This is a genomic window from Streptomyces sp. NPDC093591 (assembly GCF_044764885.1).
Taxonomy (GTDB): Bacteria; Actinomycetota; Actinomycetes; order Streptomycetales; family Streptomycetaceae; genus Streptomyces.
This window is the reverse complement of sequence record NZ_JBIWIY010000007.1, coordinates 1-19869: the sequence shown is the minus strand read 5'-3', so window position 1 is coordinate 19869 and position 19869 is coordinate 1. Positions and strand designations below refer to the sequence as shown.

General features: G+C 69.6%; 19 protein-coding genes. 18 read left to right on the top strand and 1 reads right to left on the bottom strand.

Going from position 1 to position 19869, the window contains the following annotated elements:
• Positions 1-36 precede the first annotated feature (36 nt).
• On the bottom strand, positions 37-849 hold the full coding sequence (locus tag ACIREI_RS16180; RefSeq protein WP_403333026.1) for a peptidylprolyl isomerase: 813 nt from the start codon (positions 847-849) through the stop codon (positions 37-39).
• Between the two features lie 181 nt (positions 850-1030).
• Between ACIREI_RS16180 and ACIREI_RS16175 the strand changes: the two genes are divergently transcribed.
• The 18 genes from ACIREI_RS16175 to nusB all read left to right on the top strand — a co-directional run bounded on the left by ACIREI_RS16175 (position 1031) and on the right by nusB (position 19648).
• Positions 1031-1741 carry an MBL fold metallo-hydrolase gene (locus ACIREI_RS16175; RefSeq protein ID WP_403333023.1) on the top strand — a complete coding sequence of 237 codons (711 nt, stop codon included), beginning with the start codon at positions 1031-1033 and terminating at the stop codon, positions 1739-1741.
• A gap of 10 nt (positions 1742-1751) precedes the next feature.
• Positions 1752-3014, top strand: coding sequence for a histidine--tRNA ligase (hisS, locus tag ACIREI_RS16170; RefSeq protein ID WP_403333020.1), 1263 nt, complete (start codon positions 1752-1754; stop codon positions 3012-3014).
• Positions 3015-3208: 194 nt separating this feature from the next.
• A complete protein-coding gene (locus tag ACIREI_RS16165) occupies positions 3209-3865 on the top strand; it encodes a vitamin K epoxide reductase family protein (protein ID WP_403333017.1) in 657 nt (218 codons plus the stop codon).
• Between the two features lie 44 nt (positions 3866-3909).
• Positions 3910-5265 carry a replication-associated recombination protein A gene (locus ACIREI_RS16160; RefSeq protein ID WP_403333015.1) on the top strand — a complete coding sequence of 452 codons (1356 nt, stop codon included), beginning with the start codon at positions 3910-3912 and terminating at the stop codon, positions 5263-5265.
• A gap of 301 nt (positions 5266-5566) precedes the next feature.
• Positions 5567-6181, top strand: a complete 615-nt coding sequence (rpsD, locus tag ACIREI_RS16155) for a 30S ribosomal protein S4 (protein WP_062674288.1) — start codon at positions 5567-5569, stop codon at positions 6179-6181.
• Positions 6182-6379: 198 nt separating this feature from the next.
• A complete protein-coding gene (locus ACIREI_RS16150) occupies positions 6380-6811 on the top strand; it encodes a DUF948 domain-containing protein (RefSeq protein ID WP_403333011.1) in 432 nt (143 codons plus the stop codon).
• A 16-nt stretch (positions 6812-6827) separates the two neighbouring features.
• Positions 6828-7175 (top strand): hypothetical protein, encoded by a 348-nt coding sequence (locus ACIREI_RS16145; RefSeq protein WP_403333008.1) that lies wholly within the window; start codon positions 6828-6830, stop codon positions 7173-7175.
• Positions 7175-9847, top strand: a complete 2673-nt coding sequence (gene alaS / locus ACIREI_RS16140) for an alanine--tRNA ligase (protein ID WP_403333005.1) — start codon at positions 7175-7177, stop codon at positions 9845-9847. The genes ACIREI_RS16145 and alaS overlap by 1 nt, the downstream gene beginning before the upstream one ends.
• A 35-nt stretch (positions 9848-9882) precedes the next feature.
• Complete coding sequence (gene ruvX / locus ACIREI_RS16135; protein ID WP_194049717.1) at positions 9883-10347, top strand: Holliday junction resolvase RuvX; 465 nt, start codon at positions 9883-9885, stop codon at positions 10345-10347.
• Between the two features lie 123 nt (positions 10348-10470).
• The gene (gene mltG / locus ACIREI_RS16130) at positions 10471-12180 is read left to right on the top strand and encodes an endolytic transglycosylase MltG (protein ID WP_403333002.1); all 1710 of its coding nucleotides are present in this window, start codon (positions 10471-10473) and stop codon (positions 12178-12180) included.
• Between the two features lie 128 nt (positions 12181-12308).
• Positions 12309-13148 carry a shikimate dehydrogenase gene (locus ACIREI_RS16125; protein ID WP_403332999.1) on the top strand — a complete coding sequence of 280 codons (840 nt, stop codon included), beginning with the start codon at positions 12309-12311 and terminating at the stop codon, positions 13146-13148.
• Between the two features lie 264 nt (positions 13149-13412).
• On the top strand, positions 13413-14597 hold the full coding sequence (aroC, locus tag ACIREI_RS16120) for a chorismate synthase (RefSeq protein ID WP_403332996.1): 1185 nt from the start codon (positions 13413-13415) through the stop codon (positions 14595-14597).
• Positions 14594-15109 (top strand): shikimate kinase, encoded by a 516-nt coding sequence (locus ACIREI_RS16115; RefSeq protein WP_403332993.1) that lies wholly within the window; start codon positions 14594-14596, stop codon positions 15107-15109. Before aroC ends, ACIREI_RS16115 begins: the two co-directional genes overlap by 4 nt.
• The gene (gene aroB / locus ACIREI_RS16110) at positions 15106-16197 is read left to right on the top strand and encodes a 3-dehydroquinate synthase (protein ID WP_403332990.1); all 1092 of its coding nucleotides are present in this window, start codon (positions 15106-15108) and stop codon (positions 16195-16197) included. The genes ACIREI_RS16115 and aroB overlap by 4 nt, the downstream gene beginning before the upstream one ends.
• A gap of 171 nt (positions 16198-16368) precedes the next feature.
• Positions 16369-17244, top strand: coding sequence for a Pro-rich N-terminal domain-containing protein (locus tag ACIREI_RS16105; RefSeq protein ID WP_403332987.1), 876 nt, complete (start codon positions 16369-16371; stop codon positions 17242-17244).
• A gap of 242 nt (positions 17245-17486) precedes the next feature.
• Positions 17487-18593, top strand: coding sequence for an aminopeptidase P family protein (locus tag ACIREI_RS16100; RefSeq protein ID WP_403332984.1), 1107 nt, complete (start codon positions 17487-17489; stop codon positions 18591-18593).
• Between the two features lie 51 nt (positions 18594-18644).
• Positions 18645-19211: an elongation factor P gene (gene efp, locus ACIREI_RS16095; protein ID WP_403332981.1), complete on the top strand. Its 567-nt coding sequence runs from the start codon at positions 18645-18647 to the stop codon at positions 19209-19211.
• 2 nt (positions 19212-19213) lie between these two features.
• The gene (nusB, locus tag ACIREI_RS16090) at positions 19214-19648 is read left to right on the top strand and encodes a transcription antitermination factor NusB (protein WP_403332978.1); all 435 of its coding nucleotides are present in this window, start codon (positions 19214-19216) and stop codon (positions 19646-19648) included.
• The last annotated feature ends 221 nt before the right edge of the window (positions 19649-19869 follow it).

The following is a 19869-nucleotide window of genomic DNA, read 5'->3' as shown; positions in this document are numbered from 1 at the left end:
CCGCATCCCGCGCGACCGAAATTACGCAGTTGGCGGTCAGGATTTGGTGACCGTCGCCTTGTTGATGACGACCGTCGCGACAGGCGCCCCGTCGCCCTGGCCGGTGCTCTCGCCGGCGTCGGCAATCTTCTTGAGTACCTTCATGCCGGATTCGGAAACGGTACCGAACGGTGTGTAGCTGGGCGGGAGCTGACTGTCCTGGTAGACGAGGAAGAACTGGCTGCCACCGGAGTTCTTCTGCCCGGTGTTCGCCATCGCGACGGTGCCCGCCGGGTAGATGTTGTTCTTGAGGCTTTTGTCCTTCAGGTTCTCGTCCGGGATCGTGTACCCGGGACCACCCGTGCCGGTACCCGTCGGGTCACCGCACTGCAGCACATAGATGTTGGCGGTGGTGAGCCGGTGGCACTTGGAGTGGTCGAAGAAGCCCTTGCCGGCGAGGAAGTCGAACGAGTTCACCGTGTGCGGCGCGGCCGACGCCTTGAGCGCGATGTCTATGTCACCGCACGTCGTGGCGAGCTTCATCGTGTACTTCGCCGACTTGTCGACGGTCAGCTCCGGCTCCTTCTTCCAGGTCGTCGTCTTGACCTTGCCCTCGGCGGGCTTCTCGCACGGGTCCTTGGCCTTCGCGGGCGCGCTCGGCGTGACCTCAGCGCCCGCGTTCTTGCTGTCGTCGCCCTTGAGGACCCCGGTCGTGTACAGCGCGAGGCTGCCGATGATGACCACGCCGAGCGCGGACGCGATCACGGAGTTGCGCACGCGTGCCTTGCGCCGGGCGGACGTGCGCCGCTGCTGCTGCCGCAAGAACTTCTCCCGGGCGAGCTGACGCCGCCGCTGTTCCTGGCTGACCACCGGGTTCTCTCCTCATGCGTCGTATGTGTCGACCGGTACGCGCGCGTCCCTTGAGCCGATCGCCCGCGTGTGCCCCGTACCGTATATGGGTTCGCTGAGGAATCGGCAGCGCCGGTAGGCTCTGACGACAGGCGGAGCCCGCCGACAAACCACCTGTGTCGACACAAACGTAAGGACGATCGTGCTCATTGCCGGGTTCCCCGCCGGGGCCTGGGGGACGAACTGTTATCTCGTCGCCCCCGCCGCCGGCGAGGAGTGCGTGATCATCGACCCGGGCCACGAGGCGGCCCCAGGAGTCGAGGAAGCACTGAAGAAGCATCGGCTCAAGCCCGTCGCCGTCGTCCTCACCCACGGCCACCTCGACCACGTGGCCTCGGTCGTCCCGGTGTGCGGTGCCCATGACGTACCGGCCTGGATCCACCCCGAGGACCGGTACATGATGAGCGACCCCGAGAAAGCGCTCGGCCGCTCCATCGGCATGCAGCTGATGGGCGAGCTGACCATCGGGGAGCCGGACGACGTCAAGGAGCTGACCGACGGCGCGAAGCTGGAGCTGGCCGGTCTGGAGCTGACCGTCGCGCACGCGCCGGGCCATACCAAGGGGTCGGTGACCTTCGGCCTGCCCGAGGCGGCGGACATCCCGCCGATCCTCTTCTCGGGCGACCTGCTGTTCGCCGGCTCCATCGGACGCACCGACCTGCCCGGCGGCGACATGGCCGAGATCCTCGACTCGCTGGCCCGCGTGTGCCTGCCGCTCGACGACTCGACCGTGGTGCTGTCCGGCCACGGCCCCCAGACGACCATCGGCCAAGAGCGCGCCACCAACCCCTACTTGCGGCAGGTGGCCGCCGGCCTGGGAGCGCAAGCCGACGCTCCCCGACGAGGAATGTGACGAGACTTCCGTGAGCACCTTCAAGGCCCCCAAGGGCACGTACGACCTGATCCCCCCGGACTCCGCCAAGTTCCTGGCGGTCCGTGAGGCGATCGCGGCTCCCCTGCGCAACTCCGGCTACGGCTACATCGAGACGCCCGGCTTCGAGAGCGTCGAACTGTTCGCGCGCGGTGTCGGCGAGTCCACCGACATCGTGACCAAGGAGATGTACGCCTTCGAGACTAAGGGCGGCGACAGGCTCGCCCTGCGCCCCGAGGGCACGGCCTCGGTCCTGCGCGCGGCCCTGGAGGCCAACCTGCACAAGGCGGGCAACCTCCCGGTCAAGCTCTGGTACTCCGGTTCGTACTACCGCTACGAGCGCCCCCAGAAGGGCCGCTACAGGCACTTCTCCCAGGTCGGCGCCGAGGCGATCGGCGCCGAGGACCCGGCGCTGGACGCCGAGTTGATCATCCTGGCCGACCAGGCCTACCGCTCGCTGGGCCTGAGCAACTTCCGGATCCTGCTCAACAGCCTGGGCGACAAGGAGTGCCGCCCGGTCTACCGAGCGGCGCTGCAGGACTTCCTGCGCGGACTGGACCTGGACGAGGACACCCTTCGCCGCGCGGAGATCAACCCGCTGCGCGTCCTCGACGACAAGCGCGAGTCGGTCCAGAAGCAGCTGGGCGACGCCCCGCTGCTGCGCGACTACCTCTGCGACGCCTGCAAGGCGTACCACGAGGAGGTCCGTGAGCTGATCACCGCGGCGGGCGTGGCCTTCGAGGACGACCCGAAGCTGGTGCGCGGCCTGGACTACTACACGCGTACGACCTTCGAGTTCGTCCACGACGGTCTGGGCTCCCAGTCCGCGGTGGGCGGCGGCGGCCGCTACGACGGCCTGTCCGAGATGATCGGCGGCCCCGCGCTGCCGTCCGTCGGCTGGGCCCTGGGCGTCGACCGCACGGTGCTCGCTCTGGAGGCGGAGGGAGTGGAACTCCAACTCCCCTCGTCCACCAGCGTGTTCGCGGTGCCGCTCGGCGAGGAGGCCCGCCGGGTGCTGTTCGCCAAGGTCACCGAGCTGCGCAAGGTCGGCATCGCGGCGGACTTCTCCTACGGCGCCAAGGGCCTCAAGGGCGCCATGAAGAACGCCAACCGCAGCGGCGCCCGCTACACGATCGTCGCCGGCGAACGCGACCTCGCCGAGGGCGTGGTCCAGCTCAAGGACATGGAGTCCGGCGAGCAGGCGGCCGTCGGCGTCAACGAGATCGTGGCCGAGCTGGAAGCCCGGCTGGGCTGATCACCGCTGAATTCCGGCTGGGGCGGGGACCGAGAGGTCCCCGCCCCAGCCGCTTTGCGGGTGTCCTGAACCGAGCGCCTTTACTCAGTCGCGCGTATTTCCTTATGCCCAGTGAACGGTGGCCACGCGTGCGTGTACGGCACAATGTGCCGTGTCCGGAGAAACTCCAAGTCTCAAGTGACGGAATCGGCGTGATGAGCAAGACGACAGTCCAAGACGTCTCCACCGAGCCCGAGCCGGAGCGTGCCGAGGCGGTGCCGAGATCGGCGGGCGGCAGTCGTGCGTTCGCCCTGATGCTGGTGATCACCGGCGCGGCCGGGCTGCTCGCCGCGTGGGTCATCACGATCGACAAGTTCAAGATCCTTGAGGCCAAGGTCGCGGGGGAGACCTTCACGCCCGGCTGCAGCCTCAACCCGATCGTGTCCTGCGGCAGCGTCATGGAGAGCAAGCAGGCGTCCGTCTTCGGGTTCCCCAACCCCATGCTCGGCCTCGTCTGCTACGGCATCGTCATCTGCGTCGGGATGAGCCTGCTCGCCCGCGCCCGCTTCCCGCGCTGGTACTGGCTGACCTTCAACTTCGGCACGCTGTTCGGCGTCGCCTTCTGCACCTGGCTGATGTTCCAGTCGCTCTACAGCATCAACGCGCTGTGCCTGTGGTGTTCGCTGGCCTGGGCCGCGACGCTCACCATGTTCTGGTACGTGACCTCCTTCAACGTCCGCAACGGCTTCCTGCCGGCCCCGCGCCCGCTCAAGAACTTCCTCGACGAGTTCACCTGGGTGCTTCCGGTGACGCACTGCGGCGTCATCCTCATGCTGATCTTCACCCGCTGGGGCAGCCAGCTCTGGGCCTGACCGCCCCGACGTCGATGTCAGTGCGGTGAACTAGGGTTTTGAGCGTGGAGCCCGACCTGTTCACCGCCGCCGCAGAAGAACGCCAGGAGAAGGACCCCGCCGGCAGTCCCCTGGCGGTGCGCATGCGCCCGCGCACCCTGGACGAAGTGGTGGGCCAGCAGCACCTGCTGAAGCCGGGTTCGCCCCTGCGCAGACTCGTCGGCGAATCCGGCGGCGGCCCCGCCGGGCCCTCCTCCGTGATCCTCTGGGGCCCGCCCGGCACCGGCAAGACCACCCTGGCCTACGTGGTCTCCAAGGCCACCAACAAGCGCTTCGTCGAGCTCTCCGCCATCACCGCCGGAGTGAAGGAGGTCCGCGCGGTCATCGACGGCGCCCGCCGCGCCACCGGCGGCTTCGGCAAGGAGACCGTGCTCTTCCTCGACGAGATCCACCGCTTCAGCAAGGCCCAGCAGGACTCCCTCCTCCCGGCCGTCGAGAACCGCTGGGTGACCCTGATCGCGGCGACCACCGAGAACCCGTACTTCTCGGTCATCTCCCCCCTGCTGTCCCGCTCCCTCCTCCTCACCCTCGAGCCCCTCACCGACGACGACGTCAGGGGCCTGCTGAGGCGGGCCCTGAGCGACGAGCGCGGCCTGAAGGACGCCGTCAGCCTCCCCGAGGACACCGAGGCCCACCTGCTGCGCATCGCCGGCGGTGACGCCCGCCGCGCCCTGACGGCCCTGGAGGCCGCGGCCGGGGCCGCCCTGGACCAGGGCGAGAGCGAGATCAGCCTCCAGAGGCTGGAGGAGACCGTCGACCGGGCGGCGGTGAAGTACGACCGCGACGGCGACCAGCACTACGACGTGGCCAGCGCCCTCATCAAGTCCATCCGCGGCTCCGACGTCGACGCCGCCCTGCACTACCTGGCCCGCATGATCGAGGCCGGCGAGGACCCCCGCTTCATCGCCCGCCGCCTGATGATCTCCGCCAGCGAGGACATCGGCCTCGCCGACCCGAACGCCCTGCCGATCGCGGTCGCCGCCGCCCAGGCCGTCGCCATGATCGGCTTCCCCGAGGCCGCCCTCACCCTCAGCCACGCCACCATCGCCCTCGCGCTGGCCCCCAAGTCCAACGCCGCGACCACCGCGATCGGCGCCGCCCTGGACGACGTACGCAAGGGACTGGCCGGCCCCGTCCCGCCCCACCTGCGCGACGGGCACTACAAGGGCGCCGCCAAGCTCGGGCATGCGCAGGGGTACGTGTATCCGCACGACCTGGCCGAGGGCATCGCCGAGCAGCAGTACGCGCCGGACGCCATCAAGGACCGCGAGTACTACGAGCCCACCCGGCACGGCGCCGAGGCGCGGTACGCGGACGCCGTGGAGTGGACCAGAAAACACCTCGGTCGCAAGCGGTCCTGAGCAGCCTGTAGACTCGCTCGAAGTGCTGCGTCCCGTGTCCGGCTCCGGTCGGCGCCTCAGGCGGGACAACCAGCCGGATCTTTTGATCCAGGAGCGTCGCGCACCGCCGTAGGTGTCGCGGGCAGCCCACCACCACCCGTAATTCCGGGACCGGTCGGTGGGCCGTTCGTGTGCTGCACGTATGTGCCCAGACCAGGGGAACGGCTGCCTGACAAGTCCCTCGCGGACATGTCGGGATTCCCCGGCTGCGGATTGCGACCTCCCGTAACCCTGAGGCAGCCGAATAGGAAAAGGAAAAGAAGTGGCGAACCAGTCCCGCCCCAAGGTCAAGAAGTCGCGTGCCCTCGGCATCGCGCTGACCCCGAAGGCCGTCAAGTACTTCGAGGCCCGTCCCTACCCGCCGGGTGAGCACGGCCGTGGCCGCAAGCAGAACTCGGACTACAAGGTCCGTCTGCTGGAGAAGCAGCGTCTGCGCGCGCAGTACGACGTGTCCGAGCGTCAGCTCGTCCGCGCCTACGAGCGTGCCTCCAAGGTTCAGGGCAAGACCGGTGAGGCCCTGATCATCGAGCTCGAGCGCCGTCTCGACGCCCTGGTCCTGCGTTCGGGCATCGCCCGCACCATCTACCAGGCCCGTCAGATGGTCGTTCACGGCCACATCGAGGTCAACGGCCAGAAGGTCGACAAGCCGTCCTTCCGCGTCAAGCCCGACGACGTCGTGATGGTCCGTGAGCGCAGCCGCGAGAAGACCCTCTTCTCCATCGCCCGTGAGGGCGGCTTCGCCCCCGAGGGTGAGACCCCGCGCTACCTCCAGGTGAACCTCAAGGCCCTGGCGTTCCGCCTGGACCGTGAGCCGAACCGCAAGGAGATCCCGGTGATCTGCGACGAGCAGCTCGTCGTCGAGTACTACGCCCGCTGATCCTTCGGCGGCCGTAGGACTTCTGCGCCTGAGCCCGCCGTCTCCCCGCTCTTTCGGGTGGGGAGACGGCGGGCTTTCGCATGCCGGTAATGCGGTACGGAACGCTGCGTCCGGCGCGATAGGCTCAGCTTCGGAACCAGGTTCAATACGAGGTTCAGAACCAGGTTCACTGACAGGTTCACACACTTCAGGGAGCGGGTGCACACAGTGTCCGGTGGAGAGGTTGCCGGGATCCTGGTGGCCGTCTTCTGGGCGATCCTGGTCTCCTTCCTCGCCGTCGCGCTGGCGAGGCTGGCCCAGACGCTCAAGGCGACCACCAAGCTCGTCGCGGACGTGACCGACCAGGCAGTCCCGCTCCTGGCAGACGCCTCCTCGGCGGTGCGCTCCGCGCAGACCCAGATCGACCGGGTCGACGCGATCGCCTCCGATGTCCAGGAGGTCACGTCGAACGCCTCCGCGCTGTCGACCACCGTCGCCTCCACCTTCGGCGGCCCCCTGGTCAAGGTCGCGGCCTTCGGCTACGGCGTGCGCCGCGCCCTCGGCGGCCGCAAGGACGACGCGCCCACGGCGCCCCGGCGTAGCGTGATCGTGGGCCGGACGGTCCCTGCCGCACGACGCAAGCGGAAGTAAGGACTGAGACCGAGCGATGTTCCGCCGTACGTTCTGGTTCACCACGGGTGTCGCCGCCGGTGTGTGGGCCACCACGAAGGTCAACCGCAAGCTCAAGCAGCTGACCCCGGAGAGCCTCGCCGCCACCGCGGCGAACAAGGCCCTGGAGACCGGTCAACGGCTGAAGGACCGCGCGGTGGGCTTCGCCCTCGACGTCCGCGACAACATGGCCCAGCGGGAGGCCGAGTTGGAGGACGCGCTCGGCATCCAGGAGAACCCAGAACTCCCCGCACCCGGGCGGCACGCCGCCATCGAGAACAACCGCAGCAACCCGAAGTACATCGAGAACACGACGTACTCGTACAACCGGAATGAGGACCACTGATGGAGTCGGCCGAGATTCGCCGCCGCTGGCTGAGCTTCTTCGAGGAGCGCGGGCACACCGTCGTCCCTTCGGCGTCGCTCATCGCGGACGACCCGACTCTGCTCCTCGTCCCGGCCGGCATGGTGCCCTTCAAGCCCTACTTCCTGGGTGAGGTCAAGCCGCCCTACGCCCGTGCCACGAGCGTCCAGAAGTGCGTCCGCACGCCGGACATCGAAGAGGTCGGCAAGACCACCCGGCACGGCACGTTCTTCCAGATGTGCGGCAACTTCTCCTTCGGCGACTACTTCAAGGAAGGCGCCATCAAGCTCGCCTGGGAGCTGCTCACCAGCCCCCAGGACAAGGGCGGTTACGGCCTCGACCCCGAGCGCCTGTGGATCACCGTCTACAAGGACGACGACGAGGCCGAGCGCATCTGGCACGAGGTCGTCGGCGTGCCGCAGGAGCGCATCCAGCGCCTCGGCATGAAGGACAACTACTGGTCCATGGGCGTCCCCGGCCCCTGCGGCCCCTGTTCCGAGATCAACTACGACCGCGGCCCCGAGTTCGGCGTCGAGGGCGGCCCCGCCGTCAACGACGAGCGGTACGTGGAGATCTGGAACCTCGTCTTCATGCAGTACGAGCGGGGCGCGGGCACCGGCAAGGACAACTTCGAGATCCTCGGCGAACTGCCCAGCAAGAACATCGACACGGGCCTCGGCCTCGAGCGCCTCGCCATGATTCTGCAGGGCGTGCAGAACATGTACGAGATCGACACCTCCATGGCCGTCATCAAAAAAGCCACCGAGCTGACCGGTGTCGCCTACGGCGACGCCCACGCCTCGGACGTCTCCCTGCGCGTGGTCACCGACCACATGCGTACGGCCACGATGCTCATCGGCGACGGCGTGACGCCGGGCAACGAGGGCCGCGGCTACGTGCTGCGCCGCATCATGCGCCGCGCCATCCGCAACATGCGTCTGCTCGGCGCCACCGGTCCGGTCGTCAAGGACCTCATCGACGTCGTCATCGGCATGATGGGCCAGCAGTACCCCGAGCTCGTCACCGACCGCGAGCGCATCGAGAAGGTCGCCCTCGCCGAGGAGAACGCCTTCCTCAAGACGCTGAAGGCCGGCACCAACATCCTCGACACGGCCGTCACCGACACCAAGGCCGCGGGCTCCACCGTCCTGGCCGGCGACAAGGCCTTCCTGCTCCACGACACCTGGGGCTTCCCGATCGACCTCACCCTGGAGATGGCCGCCGAACAGGGGCTCTCCGTGGACGAGGACAGCTTCCGCCGCCTGATGAAGGAGCAGCGGGAGCGCGCCAAGGCCGACGCCCAGGCGAAGAAGACCGGTCACGCGGGCGCCGGCGCCTACCGGGAGATCGCCGACAAGGTCGGTGAGACCGACTTCATCGGCTACAGCGACACCGAGGGCGAGTCCACCATCGTCGGCATCCTCGTCGACGGCGCCTCCTCCCCGGCCGCGACCGAGGGCGACGAGGTCGAGATCGTCCTCGACCGCACCCCGTTCTACGCCGAGGGCGGCGGCCAGATCGGCGACACCGGCCGCATCAAGGTCGACACCGGCGCCGTCATCGAGATCCGCGACTGCCAGAAGCCGGTCCCGGGCGTCTACGTCCACAAGGGGGTCGTCCAGGTCGGCGAGGTCACCGTCGGCGCCAAGGCGCATGCCTCGATCGACGCCCGCCGCCGCACGGCCATCGCCCGCGCCCACTCGGCCACCCACCTCACCCACCAGGCGCTGCGTGACGCCCTCGGCCCGACGGCCGCCCAGGCCGGTTCGGAGAACCAGCCCGGCCGTTTCCGCTTCGACTTCGGTTCGCCGTCCGCGGTTCCCACGGCCGTGATGACCGACGTCGAGCAGAAGATCAACGAGGTGCTCGCCCGTGACCTCGACGTCCAGGCCGAGGTCATGGGCATCGACGAGGCCAAGAAGCAGGGCGCCATCGCCGAGTTCGGCGAGAAGTACGGCGAGCGGGTCCGCGTGGTGACCATCGGCGACTTCTCCAAGGAGCTGTGCGGCGGTACGCACGTGCACAACACCTCCCAGCTGGGCCTGGTGAAGCTGCTCGGCGAGTCGTCGATCGGCTCCGGTGTGCGCCGTATCGAGGCCCTCGTCGGGGTCGACGCCTACAACTTCCTCGCCCGTGAGCACACGGTCGTCGCCCAGCTCCAGGAGCTGATCAAGGGCCGCCCGGAAGAGCTTCCGGAGAAGGTTTCCGCCATGCTCGGCAAGCTGAAGGACGCCGAGAAGGAGATCGAGAAGTTCCGCGCCGAGAAGGTCCTGCAGGCCGCCGCCGGACTCGCCGAGTCCGCCAAGGACGTGCACGGCATCGCGGTCGTCACGGGCCAGGTTCCGGACGGCACCACGGCCGACGACCTGCGCAAGCTGGTCCTCGACGTGCGCGGCCGTATCCAGGGCGGACGCGCCGCCGTGGTCGCCCTGTTCACGGTCAACAACGGCAAGCCCCTGACGGTCATCGCCACCAATGACGCCGCCCGCGAGCGCGGCCTCAAGGCCGGCGACCTGGTCCGTACGGCCGCCAAGACCCTCGGCGGCGGCGGTGGCGGCAAGCCGGACGTCGCCCAGGGCGGCGGTCAGAACCCGGCCGCCGTCGGCGAGGCCGTCGAGGCCGTCGAGCGCCTCGTGGCGGAAACGGCCAAGTGAGCACCGAGACGCAGGCGAGCGGCGACGACCCGGGCATGCGCCGCGGCCGTCGCCTCGCGATCGACGTCGGGGACGCCCGCATCGGGGTCGCCTCCTGCGACCCCGACGGGATCCTCGCCACCCCGGTGGAGACGGTCCCGGGCCGGGACATCCCGGCAGCGCACCGCCGGCTCAGGCAACTCGTCGAGGAGTACGAGCCGATCGAGGTCGTCGTCGGTCTCCCTCGCTCCCTCAAGGGGGGCGAGGGCCCGGCCGCGGTCAAGGTCAGGGGTTTCGCCCAGGAACTCGCGCGCATGATCGCGCCCGTACCGGTCAGGCTCGTGGATGAGCGGATGACGACCGTCACGGCCAGTCAGGGATTGCGCGCCTCGGGCGTGAAGTCGAAGAAGGGCCGGTCGGTGATCGACCAGGCAGCCGCTGTGATCATCTTGCAGCAGGCGCTCGAATCCGAACGGGTGTCAGGTAAAGCTCCGGGCGAGAGCGTCGAAGTGGTTATCTGATCGCGATACGGTAACGTTCCGCGCGATGTGCGGTGTTCGAACAGCTGACGCACAAAGAGAGGCGGGACGGGAGCCGGATCTACACCAGCCGCGTGACCGCCGCCTCGCGGCTCTAGGGGATCGATGACTGAGTATGGCCGGGGCCCAGGCTCCGAACCGTGGCATCCCGAGGACCCGTTGTTCGGGGACGGCGGATGGGAAGGGCAGCAGGCCCATGCGGGCCGGCAGGCTGCCTACGGCGGCCAGCCACAGCACTATCCGGAGCAGCCGCAGCAGCCGCAGCAGTACGGCGACTGGGGCGACGGCCAGCAGGCCGCATATGGTCAGGCGCAGCAGTACCAGCAGCAGGGTCAGCAGTACCCGGAGCAGGGCCAGCAGTACCCGCACCAATACGAACAGCAGCAGTACGCGGGCCAGGGGCAGCAGTCGTACGACAACCACGACTGGGGCACCGGTTCCCACACGCAAGGCCAGTACCCCGACCCGGCCGACCCTTACGGGCAGCAGGCCGCGGCGTACGGCGGTGAGCAGCACGACTACTACGGCACCCCCGACGCGTACCCGCCGCCGGTGCCGCCGGGCCGGCGGCAGGCCGAGCCGGAGCCGCCCCAGACCGACTGGGACCCCGGTCCCGACCAGGGCGAACACGCCTTCTTCGCCGGTGGCGGCGACGAGGACGAAGACGACTCCGACGACGAGTCGGGAGGCGGCCGTGGGCGCGGTGAGCGCCGGGGCCGGGGCGGAAAGCCCAAGAAACGCCGCAGCGGGATGGCCTGTCTGGTCGTCGTTCTGATCTTCGGCGGAGGCGTGGCCGGAGTCGGGTATTTCGGGTATCAATTCTATGAGGATCGTTTCGGCCCGGCGCCCGACTATGCGGGTGACGGCAACGGCGATCAGGTCACCGTTGTCATCCCCAAGGGGGCGGGCGGCTATGTCATCGGGCAGAAGCTGAAAGCGGCCGGGGTCATCCAAAGCGTCGACGCTTTCGTCTCCGCGCAGAGCTCGAACCCTGACGGCAAATCGATCCAGGACGGCGTCTACACGCTGGAGAAGCAGATGTCGGCCGCGAGTGCTGTCGAACTGATGCTCAGCCCGAAAAGCCGTGACAACCTGATCATTGCTGAGGGCTCACGGAACACGGCGGTTTATGCGCTGATCGACAAGCGCCTCGGGGTGGCGGACGGAACCACGGCGAGCGTTGCGAAGAAGAAGTACAGAGATCTCGGCCTTCCCGACTGGGCGCTGAACCATCCCGATTTGAAGGACCCGCTGGAAGGATTCCTTTACCCCTCCAGCTACGCGGCCAGCGAAGGGCAGAAGCCCGAGACCGTCCTCAAGGAAATGGTCGCCCGCGCCACGGAGAAATACGAAGAGCTGGGCTTGGAGAAGAAGGCCGAAGGTCTTGGCCTCGACGGACCGTGGCAGCTGCTCACCGTTGCGAGCTTGGCGCAAGCCGAAGGCACGAGCCACGACGACTTCCGCAAGATGGCCGAGGTCGTCTACAACCGCCTCAAGCCTGGGAACTCCGAGACTTACGGCTCCCTGGAGTTCGACTCCACGTACAACTACGTGAAGAACCAGAGCAAGATCGATCTGTCTATTGCCGAGCTGAGGCAGTACAACAACCCGTACAACACGTACTACGTCAAGGGGCTGCCGCCCGGTCCCATCGACAACCCCGGTGAAGAGGCGCTCAAGGGCGCATTGAATCCGACGAAGCAAGGCTGGTACTACTTCATCTCGCTGGACGGAAAGACCAGCAAGTTCACGAAGACGCTAGCGGAGCACGACAAGCTGGTCCAGCAGTTCAATGCGTCGAGGAACAAGGACTGACGGCACAGACTGAGCAGGGCCGGTGCGTCAGCCGCAGTGGGCGGCCACATCGATGGCGAGCGCTCGCACGACCATTCTCACGACCGCTGTCGGACAGCGAAATTTCCACAGGCTCAAGGACAGGTTCCATGACAGCACGGGCAACTGACGCCCGCCGGGCAGCCGTTCTCGGTTCGCCCATCGCCCACTCCCTCTCCCCGGTGCTGCACCGCGCCGCGTACGAGGAACTGAAGCTCACGGGCTGGACGTACGACCGCTTCGAGATCGACGAGGCGGCCCTGCCCGGGTTCCTCGCGGAACTCGGGCCGGAGTGGGCCGGGTTGTCGCTGACCATGCCGCTCAAGCGGGCCGTCCTTCCGCTGCTCGACGAGATCAGCGAGACGGCGGCCTCGGTCGAGGCGGTCAACACGGTGGTCTTCACCGAGGACGGCCGCCGCGTCGGCGACAACACCGACATCCCCGGGATGGTCGCCGCGCTGCGGGAGCGCGGCATCGAACAGGTCGAGTCGGCGGCGATCCTCGGCGCCGGCGCCACGGCGTCGTCCGCGCTGGCCGCGCTCGCGCGCATCTGCACTGGTGAGGTCGTGGCCTACGTCCGCAGCGAGGCACGCGCCGCCGAGATGCGGCAGTGGGGCGAGCGCCTCGACGTCGAGCTCCGTACGGCGGACTGGGCCGACGCGGACCGGGCGCTGCGCGCGCCGTTGGTGATCGCGACCACCCCGGCCGGTACGACCGACGCCCTCGCCTCCGCCGTACCGGAGCGCCCCGCCACCCTCTTCGACGTGCTCTACGACCCTTGGCCGACCGCTCTCGCGGCTCGCTGGTCGATGTACGGCGGTGCCGTCGTCAGCGGGCTCGACCTGCTGGTCCACCAGGCGGTGCTCCAGGTGGAGCAGATGACCGGCTGCGTTCCGGCCCCCCTGGAGGCCATGCGAAAAGCAGGGGAGCGCGCTCTCGCGGGCCGCTAGGATCCGCTGAGTTCCGAGCGGTACCGACTTCCTCGGCGCCCGCATGCCGCAACAGCGCCAGGGTGGCGGCACCGCGTGATGCCTTCCGGCGCCCGGCGCTGTCCGTCCCCCGTCCCGCTTGGTGGACCGGCGGCCGGGGAGCGGGCCCGGACGTGGGAGGATCGAAGGTGGCGGGCCAGGGCCGCGCACCTGGTCGCGCCGTCGACGTACGCGAGGACGCGCGTACGCAGGGCAGTACCAGGGCGCGAGGACTGAGGAGCAACGTTGAGCAGGTTGCGCTGGCTGACCGCGGGGGAGTCCCACGGTCCCGCACTCGTGGCGACGCTGGAGGGCCTTCCCGCCGGTGTGCCGATCACCACGGAGATGGTGGCCGACCACCTGGCCCGGCGCCGGCTCGGTTATGGACGCGGCGCGCGCATGAAGTTCGAGCGTGACGAGGTCACCTTCCTCGGCGGGGTCCGGCACGGCCTCACCCTCGGTTCCCCTGTCGCGATCATGGTGGGCAACACCGAGTGGCCGAAGTGGGAGCAGGTCATGGCGGCCGACCCGATCGACCCCGAGATTCTCGCGGGCCTGGCCCGCAACGCCCCGCTGACCCGCCCGCGCCCCGGCCACGCCGACCTCGCGGGCATGCAGAAGTACGGCTTCGAGGAGGCCCGGCCGATCCTGGAGCGCGCCTCCGCCCGTGAGACGGCGGCCCGCGTGGCGCTGGGCGCGGTGGCCCGGTCGTACATCAAGGAGACGGCCGGCATCGAGATCGTCAGCCATGTCGTGGAGCTGTGCTCGGTGAAGGCTCCGGCCGGGGTGTACCCGACGCCTGCCGACGTCGAGAAGCTGGACGCCGACCCGCTGCGCTGCCTGGACGCCGACACCTCGAAGGCGATGGTGGCCGAGGTCGACCAGGCCCACAAGGACGGCGACACCCTCGGTGGCGTGGTCGAGATCCTGGCGTACGGCGTCCCCGTCGGCCTGGGCTCGCACGTGCACTGGGACCGCAAGCTGGACGCCCGCCTCGCCGGGGCGCTCATGGGCATTCAGGCGATCAAGGGCGTCGAGCTCGGCGACGGCTTCGAGCTGGCGCGCGTCCCCGGTTCCAAGGCGCACGACGAGATCGTGAAGACGCCCGAGGGCATCCGCCGTGTCTCCGGCCGTTCCGGCGGTACCGAGGGCGGCCTCACCACCGGTGAGCTGCTGCGGGTCCGCGCCGCGATGAAGCCGATCGCGACCGTGCCGCGCGCCCTGCAGACGGTGGACGTCACCACCGGCGAGGCGGCGCAGGCGCACCACCAGCGCTCCGACGTGTCCGCGGTCCCGGCCGCCGGCATCGTCGCCGAGGCGATGGTCGCGCTGGTCCTCGCGGACGCGGTGGCGGAGAAGTTCGGCGGTGACTCGGTCGCCGAGACCCGCCGCAACGTGACCTCGTACCTCGACAACCTCGCCATCCGATGAGCGGGCCGCTGGTCGTCCTGGTCGGCCCGATGGGGGTGGGCAAGTCCACCGTCGGGCAGCTGCTGGCCGAGCGGCTGGGGGTGACCTACCGGGACACCGACGACGACATCGTGGCCGAGCAGGGCCGGACCATCGCCGAGATCTTCGTCGACGAGGGCGAGCCCGCCTTCCGTGCCCTCGAGAAGGCGGCCGTGCACCGGGCGCTGGCCGGGCACGACGGCGTTCTCGCTCTCGGCGGCGGTTCGATCCTGGACGCGGACACGCGCGCGTTGCTCGCGGACCAGCGGGTCGTGTACCTGTCGATGGACGTCGAGGAGGCGGTCAAGCGGACCGGGCTGAACGCGGCCCGCCCGCTCCTCGCGGTCAACCCGCGCAAGCAGTGGCGCGAGCTGATGGAGGCCCGTCGGCACCTGTACGAGGAGGTCGCCACGGCCGTCGTCGCGACCGATGGCCGTACGCCCGAAGAGGTCACCGAAATCGCCCTGGACGCACTGGAGTTGAAGGAAGCATGAGCGAGGCAGTCACCCGGATCCAGGTCGGCGGCACCGCGGGGACCGACCCCTACGAGGTCCTGGTGGGCCGTCAGCTCCTGGGCGAGCTGGGCGGGTTGATCGGCGGCAAGGCCCAACGGGTGGCCGTCGTCCACCCGGAGGCGCTGGCCGAGACCGGCGAGGCGCTGCGCGCCGACCTGGCCGGGCAGGGCTATGAGGCGGTCGCCATCCAGGTGCCGAACGCCGAGGAGGCCAAGACCGCCGAGGTCGCCGCCTACTGCTGGAAGGCGCTGGGCCAGTCCGGCTTCACCCGCTCCGACGTCATCGTCGGTGTCGGTGGCGGGGCGACCACCGACCTCGCCGGGTTCGTGGCCGCCACCTGGCTGCGCGGGGTGCGCTGGATCGCCGTACCGACCACCGTGCTCGCGATGGTGGACGCGGCCGTCGGCGGCAAGACCGGCATCAACACCGCCGAGGGCAAGAACCTCGTCGGCGCCTTCCACCCGCCGGCCGGAGTGCTGTGCGACCTGGCCGCGCTGGAGTCGCTGCCCGTCAACGACTACGTCTCCGGGCTCGCGGAGATCATCAAGGCCGGTTTCATCGCCGACCCGGTGATCCTGGAGCTGATCGAGGCCGACCCGCAGGCCGCGCGGACCCCGGCGGGCCCGCACACCGCCGAGCTGATCGAGCGCTCCATCCGGGTCAAGGCCGAGGTCGTCTCGTCGGACCTGAAGGAGTCGGGTCTCAGGGAGATCCTCAACTACGGCCACACGCTCGGCCACGCCATCGAGAAGAACGAGCGCTACAAGTGGCGGCACGGCGCCGCGGTCTCCGTCGGCATGCACTTCGCCGCCGAACTCGGCCGTCTCGCCGGGCGGTTGGACGACGCGACGGCCGACCGTCACCGCACGATCCTCGAATCGGTCGGTCTGCCGCTGCACTACCGCCACGACCAGTGGCCCAAGCTGCTGGAGACCATGAAGGTGGACAAGAAGTCCCGCGGCAATCTGCTGCGCTTCATCGTGCTGGACGGCCTGGCCAAGCCGACCGTCCTGGAGGGCCCCGACCCGGCCGTCCTGCTCGCGGCGTACGGCGAAGTCGGCCAGTAAGTCCCCGGAAGCGCGCTTGCGTCCGATTCGCCTGTGGCGATGGGCACTTCGGACCGCCCCCGGCCGTTCACCAAACGGCGGCCGGGGGCGGTACCGTTCGGTAGCGAGCGGGGTTCGTGTGCCCTGCTCGCAGCGCCAATGGCCATGGAAGACGAGACGGAGTGGCACCGGATGCAGCACGCAGTGGGTTCTCCGCTGCCGCCGCCCCACCAGTCGGGGCACGGCTGGTCGCCGGCCGCACAGCACGCGGGTCAGCACCACCCGGGTGCGCCCCAGGGACCCGCTCCGCATGCCCCGCACCAGGGGTCGGCTCCCGTTCCTCCGCCACCCCCTGCCCCGGGCTTCACGCCTCCGGGACCGGTCCCGCCCGCACCCCAGCAGACCCACGTCCAGCCGACGCCCGAAACCACGGGCCACGTACCGCTGCCGCCCGGCGGCCCCGTAGGCATGCCGAGCGCCCCGCCCGCCACGACGGCACCCGACCCGGCGGCCACGACCCTCGCGGTGCTGCTCATCGGTCCGGCCGGGGCCGGCAAGACGAGCGTCGCCAAGTACTGGGCGGACCACCGCCGGGTCCCCACCGCCCACATCAGCCTCGATGACGTCCGCGAATGGGTCCGCTCGGGCTTCGCCGACCCCCAGTCCGGGTGGAACGACAACTCCGAGGCCCAGTACCGCCTCGCCCGTCGCACCTGCGGCTTCGCCGCGCGCAACTTCCTGGCCAACGGCATCTCCTGCATCCTCGACGACGCGGTCTTCCCCGACCGCCCGGTGGTCGGCCTCGGCGGCTGGAAGCGTCATGTGGGCCCCGGCCTCCTCCCCGTCGTCCTGCTCCCGGGCCTGGAGATCGTCCTGGAGCGCAACGCCGAACGCTCGGGCAACCGCCGCCTCACCGACGAGGAGGTCGCCCGCATCCACGGCCGCATGGCGGGCTGGTACGGCTCGGGCCTCCCGATCATCGACAACTCCCAGCTGGACGTCCCACAGACGGCCCAGGTCCTGAACGACGTACTGGCCCGCTCCATCGCAAGCCCACCGAAGTGGTAGCCAACGGGAGCGGACGCCCTGAAGGGGGCACGGGGTCCCGCGAACTGGTAGCCGACGGAAGTGGACGCCCCTAAGGGGCGCGGGGAACTGCGCGACAAGCCCCCACGCACCCACACACGGCACACAACCTCAAGCCGCACCCCGTCCCCGAACGGCACCCCCACCAACCCCCACAATCCAGACACCGCCCACTCAGACGCCCCCAACCGGCGCCAACCGAGCGGAGCTCTTACGCTCGGGTCATGTCAGAGGTGTACGCCACCCGCCGATCCCGGCTGAGGGACCGCTGCCAAGCCAGCGGCAGCGCCACCGCGCTGATCTCCCGCCCCGCCAACGTCCGCTACCTCGCGGGCGCCGCCCCCCAGGGCTCCGTGCTGCTCCTCGGCAAGACCGAAGACCTGCTCGTGTGCGCCGAACCGCCCGACGACCGCCCCACCGAGGGCCGCCCCGACGAGGCGCTGCGGATCCACACCCTCCCCGGTGCCGGTGGCGACCCCGCCGTCGCCGCCGCCGACCTCGCGGCAGCGCAGGGCGGGGTCTCCCTCGCCGTGGAGGAACACCACCTGACCGTGGCCCGTCACAGGGCCATCCGCTCGGTCGTCCCGCGACTGCGCCTCGCCGACCTCGGCGGGGCCGTGGAGCAGCTGAGGGTGGTCAAGGACGAAGAGGAGATCTCCTGCCTCAGGATCGGCGCCGAGATCGCCGACCAGGCGCTCGGGGAGCTGCTAGAATCCATCCTTGTCGGCCGCACCGAACGCCACCTCGCCCTGGAACTCGAACGGCGCCTGGTCGATCACGGCGCCGACGGCCCGGCCTTCCGGACCTCGGTCGCCACCGGCCCGAACGCCGGCCGGCGCGCCCATCGGCCCACGGACCGACGCGTCGAGGAGGGCGACTTCCTCTCCGTCTGCCTGGGGGCCACGTACCGCGGCTACCGGTGCGAGATCGGCCGTACCTTCGTCATCGGTACGTCCCCCGCCGACTGGCAGATCGAGTTGTACGACCTCGTCTTCGCCGCCCAGCGCGCCGGACGGGAGTCGCTGGTACCCGGCGCCGCGTACCGCGATGTCGACCGCGCGGCACGCCAGGTACTGGACTCCGCGGGGTACGGGCAGGGCCTTCCGGCCCTGACGGGGCACGGCGTGGGACTCGAAATCGACGAGGACCCGCAGTTGGCTCCCGCGGCCATGGGTAAACTGGACGCTTGCGTGCCGGTCACCGTCGAACCGGGGGTCCACCTCCCGGGCCGGGGCGGCGTCCGGATCGATGACACGCTCGTCGTCCGCCCCGAGGCGGACGGCGGACCCGAGCTACTCACCATCACGACCAAGGAGCTGCTCGCCCTGTAGGCAGTGGCGTGCGCCGGGGTCGTCCACGTCAGTCCAGGAGATTCCGCAACCGTGGCTTCCACGAACGACCTCAAGAACGGCATGGTGCTCAAGCTCGAAGGCGGCCAGCTCTGGTCCGTCGTCGAGTTCCAGCACGTCAAGCCCGGCAAGGGCCCGGCCTTCGTGCGCACCAAGCTCAAGAACGTGCTCTCCGGGAAGGTCGTCGACAAGACCTTCAACGCCGGCGTGAAGGTCGAGACGGCCACCGTCGACAAGCGCGACATGCAGTTCTCCTACATGGACGGCGACTACTTCGTCTTCATGGACATGGAGACCTACGACCAGCTCATGGTCGACCGCAAGGCCGTCGGCGACGCCGCCAACTTCCTGATCGAGGGCTTCACCGCCACCGTCGCGCAGCACGAGGGCGAGGTGCTCTTCGTGGAGCTGCCGGCCGCCGTCGAGCTCGTCATCCAGGAGACCGAGCCTGGCGTCCAGGGCGACCGCTCCACCGGCGGCACCAAGCCCGCCATCCTGGAGACCGGCCACCAGATCCAGGTCCCGCTCTTCATCACCACCGGTGAGAAGATCAAGGTCGACACCCGCACGAGCGACTACCTCGGCCGGGTGAACAGCTAACCGTGGCTGCCCGCAACACGGCCCGCAAGCGCGCCTTCCAGATCCTCTTCGAGGCCGACCAGCGCGGGGCCGACGTCCTGACGGTCCTCGCGGACTGGATCCGGCTCTCCCGGGCCGACACCCGGCAGCCGCCGGTGAGCGAGTACACGATGCAGCTGGTCGAGGGCTATGCGCAGCACACCAAGCGCATCGACGAGCTGATCGCGCAGTACTCCGTCGGCTGGACGCTCGACCGCATGCCGGTCGTGGACCGCAACATCCTGCGCCTCGGCGCGTACGAGCTGGTCTGGGTCGACGAGACCCCGGACGCGGTCGTACTCGACGAGATGGTGCAGCTGGCGAAGGAGTTCTCCACGGACGAGTCGCCCTCGTTCGTCAACGGACTGCTCGGCCGGCTCAAGGACCTGAAGCCCTCACTGCGCCGGGACGAGGCGTAAGCAGGGAAAACGCCGGAGGGCCCGCAGCGGTGACGCTGCGGGCCCTCCGGCATTCCCGTACGACTACGTCCCACGAGGCCCTCAGAATGCCGCCGGGGGGGGGGGGGCCCCGGGGGTTGGGGCCCCCCCCCCCCCCCCGGGTGGGGGGAGGGGGGGGGCCCCGGGGGGGGGCGCGCAGCCCGCGGGGGGGGGGCCCCCGGGGCGGGGCGGCCGGCCCCCCC

Excerpts from the sequence above, each read along its gene's own strand:
- ACIREI_RS16165 (WP_403333017.1), top strand. The coding sequence starts at position 3,209 with ATGAGCAAGACGACAGTCCAAGACGTCTCCACCGAGCCCGAGCCGGAG.
- ACIREI_RS16145 (WP_403333008.1), top strand. The coding sequence starts at position 6,828 with ATGTTCCGCCGTACGTTCTGGTTCACCACGGGTGTCGCCGCCGGTGTG.
- alaS (WP_403333005.1), top strand. The coding sequence starts at position 7,175 with ATGGAGTCGGCCGAGATTCGCCGCCGCTGGCTGAGCTTCTTCGAGGAG.
- ruvX (WP_194049717.1), top strand. The coding sequence starts at position 9,883 with ATGCGCCGCGGCCGTCGCCTCGCGATCGACGTCGGGGACGCCCGCATC.
- mltG (WP_403333002.1), top strand. The coding sequence starts at position 10,471 with ATGACTGAGTATGGCCGGGGCCCAGGCTCCGAACCGTGGCATCCCGAG.
- ACIREI_RS16125 (WP_403332999.1), top strand. The coding sequence starts at position 12,309 with ATGACAGCACGGGCAACTGACGCCCGCCGGGCAGCCGTTCTCGGTTCG.
- ACIREI_RS16115 (WP_403332993.1), top strand. The coding sequence starts at position 14,594 with ATGAGCGGGCCGCTGGTCGTCCTGGTCGGCCCGATGGGGGTGGGCAAG.
- aroB (WP_403332990.1), top strand. The coding sequence starts at position 15,106 with ATGAGCGAGGCAGTCACCCGGATCCAGGTCGGCGGCACCGCGGGGACC.
- ACIREI_RS16105 (WP_403332987.1), top strand. The coding sequence starts at position 16,369 with ATGCAGCACGCAGTGGGTTCTCCGCTGCCGCCGCCCCACCAGTCGGGG.
- ACIREI_RS16100 (WP_403332984.1), top strand. The coding sequence starts at position 17,487 with ATGTCAGAGGTGTACGCCACCCGCCGATCCCGGCTGAGGGACCGCTGC.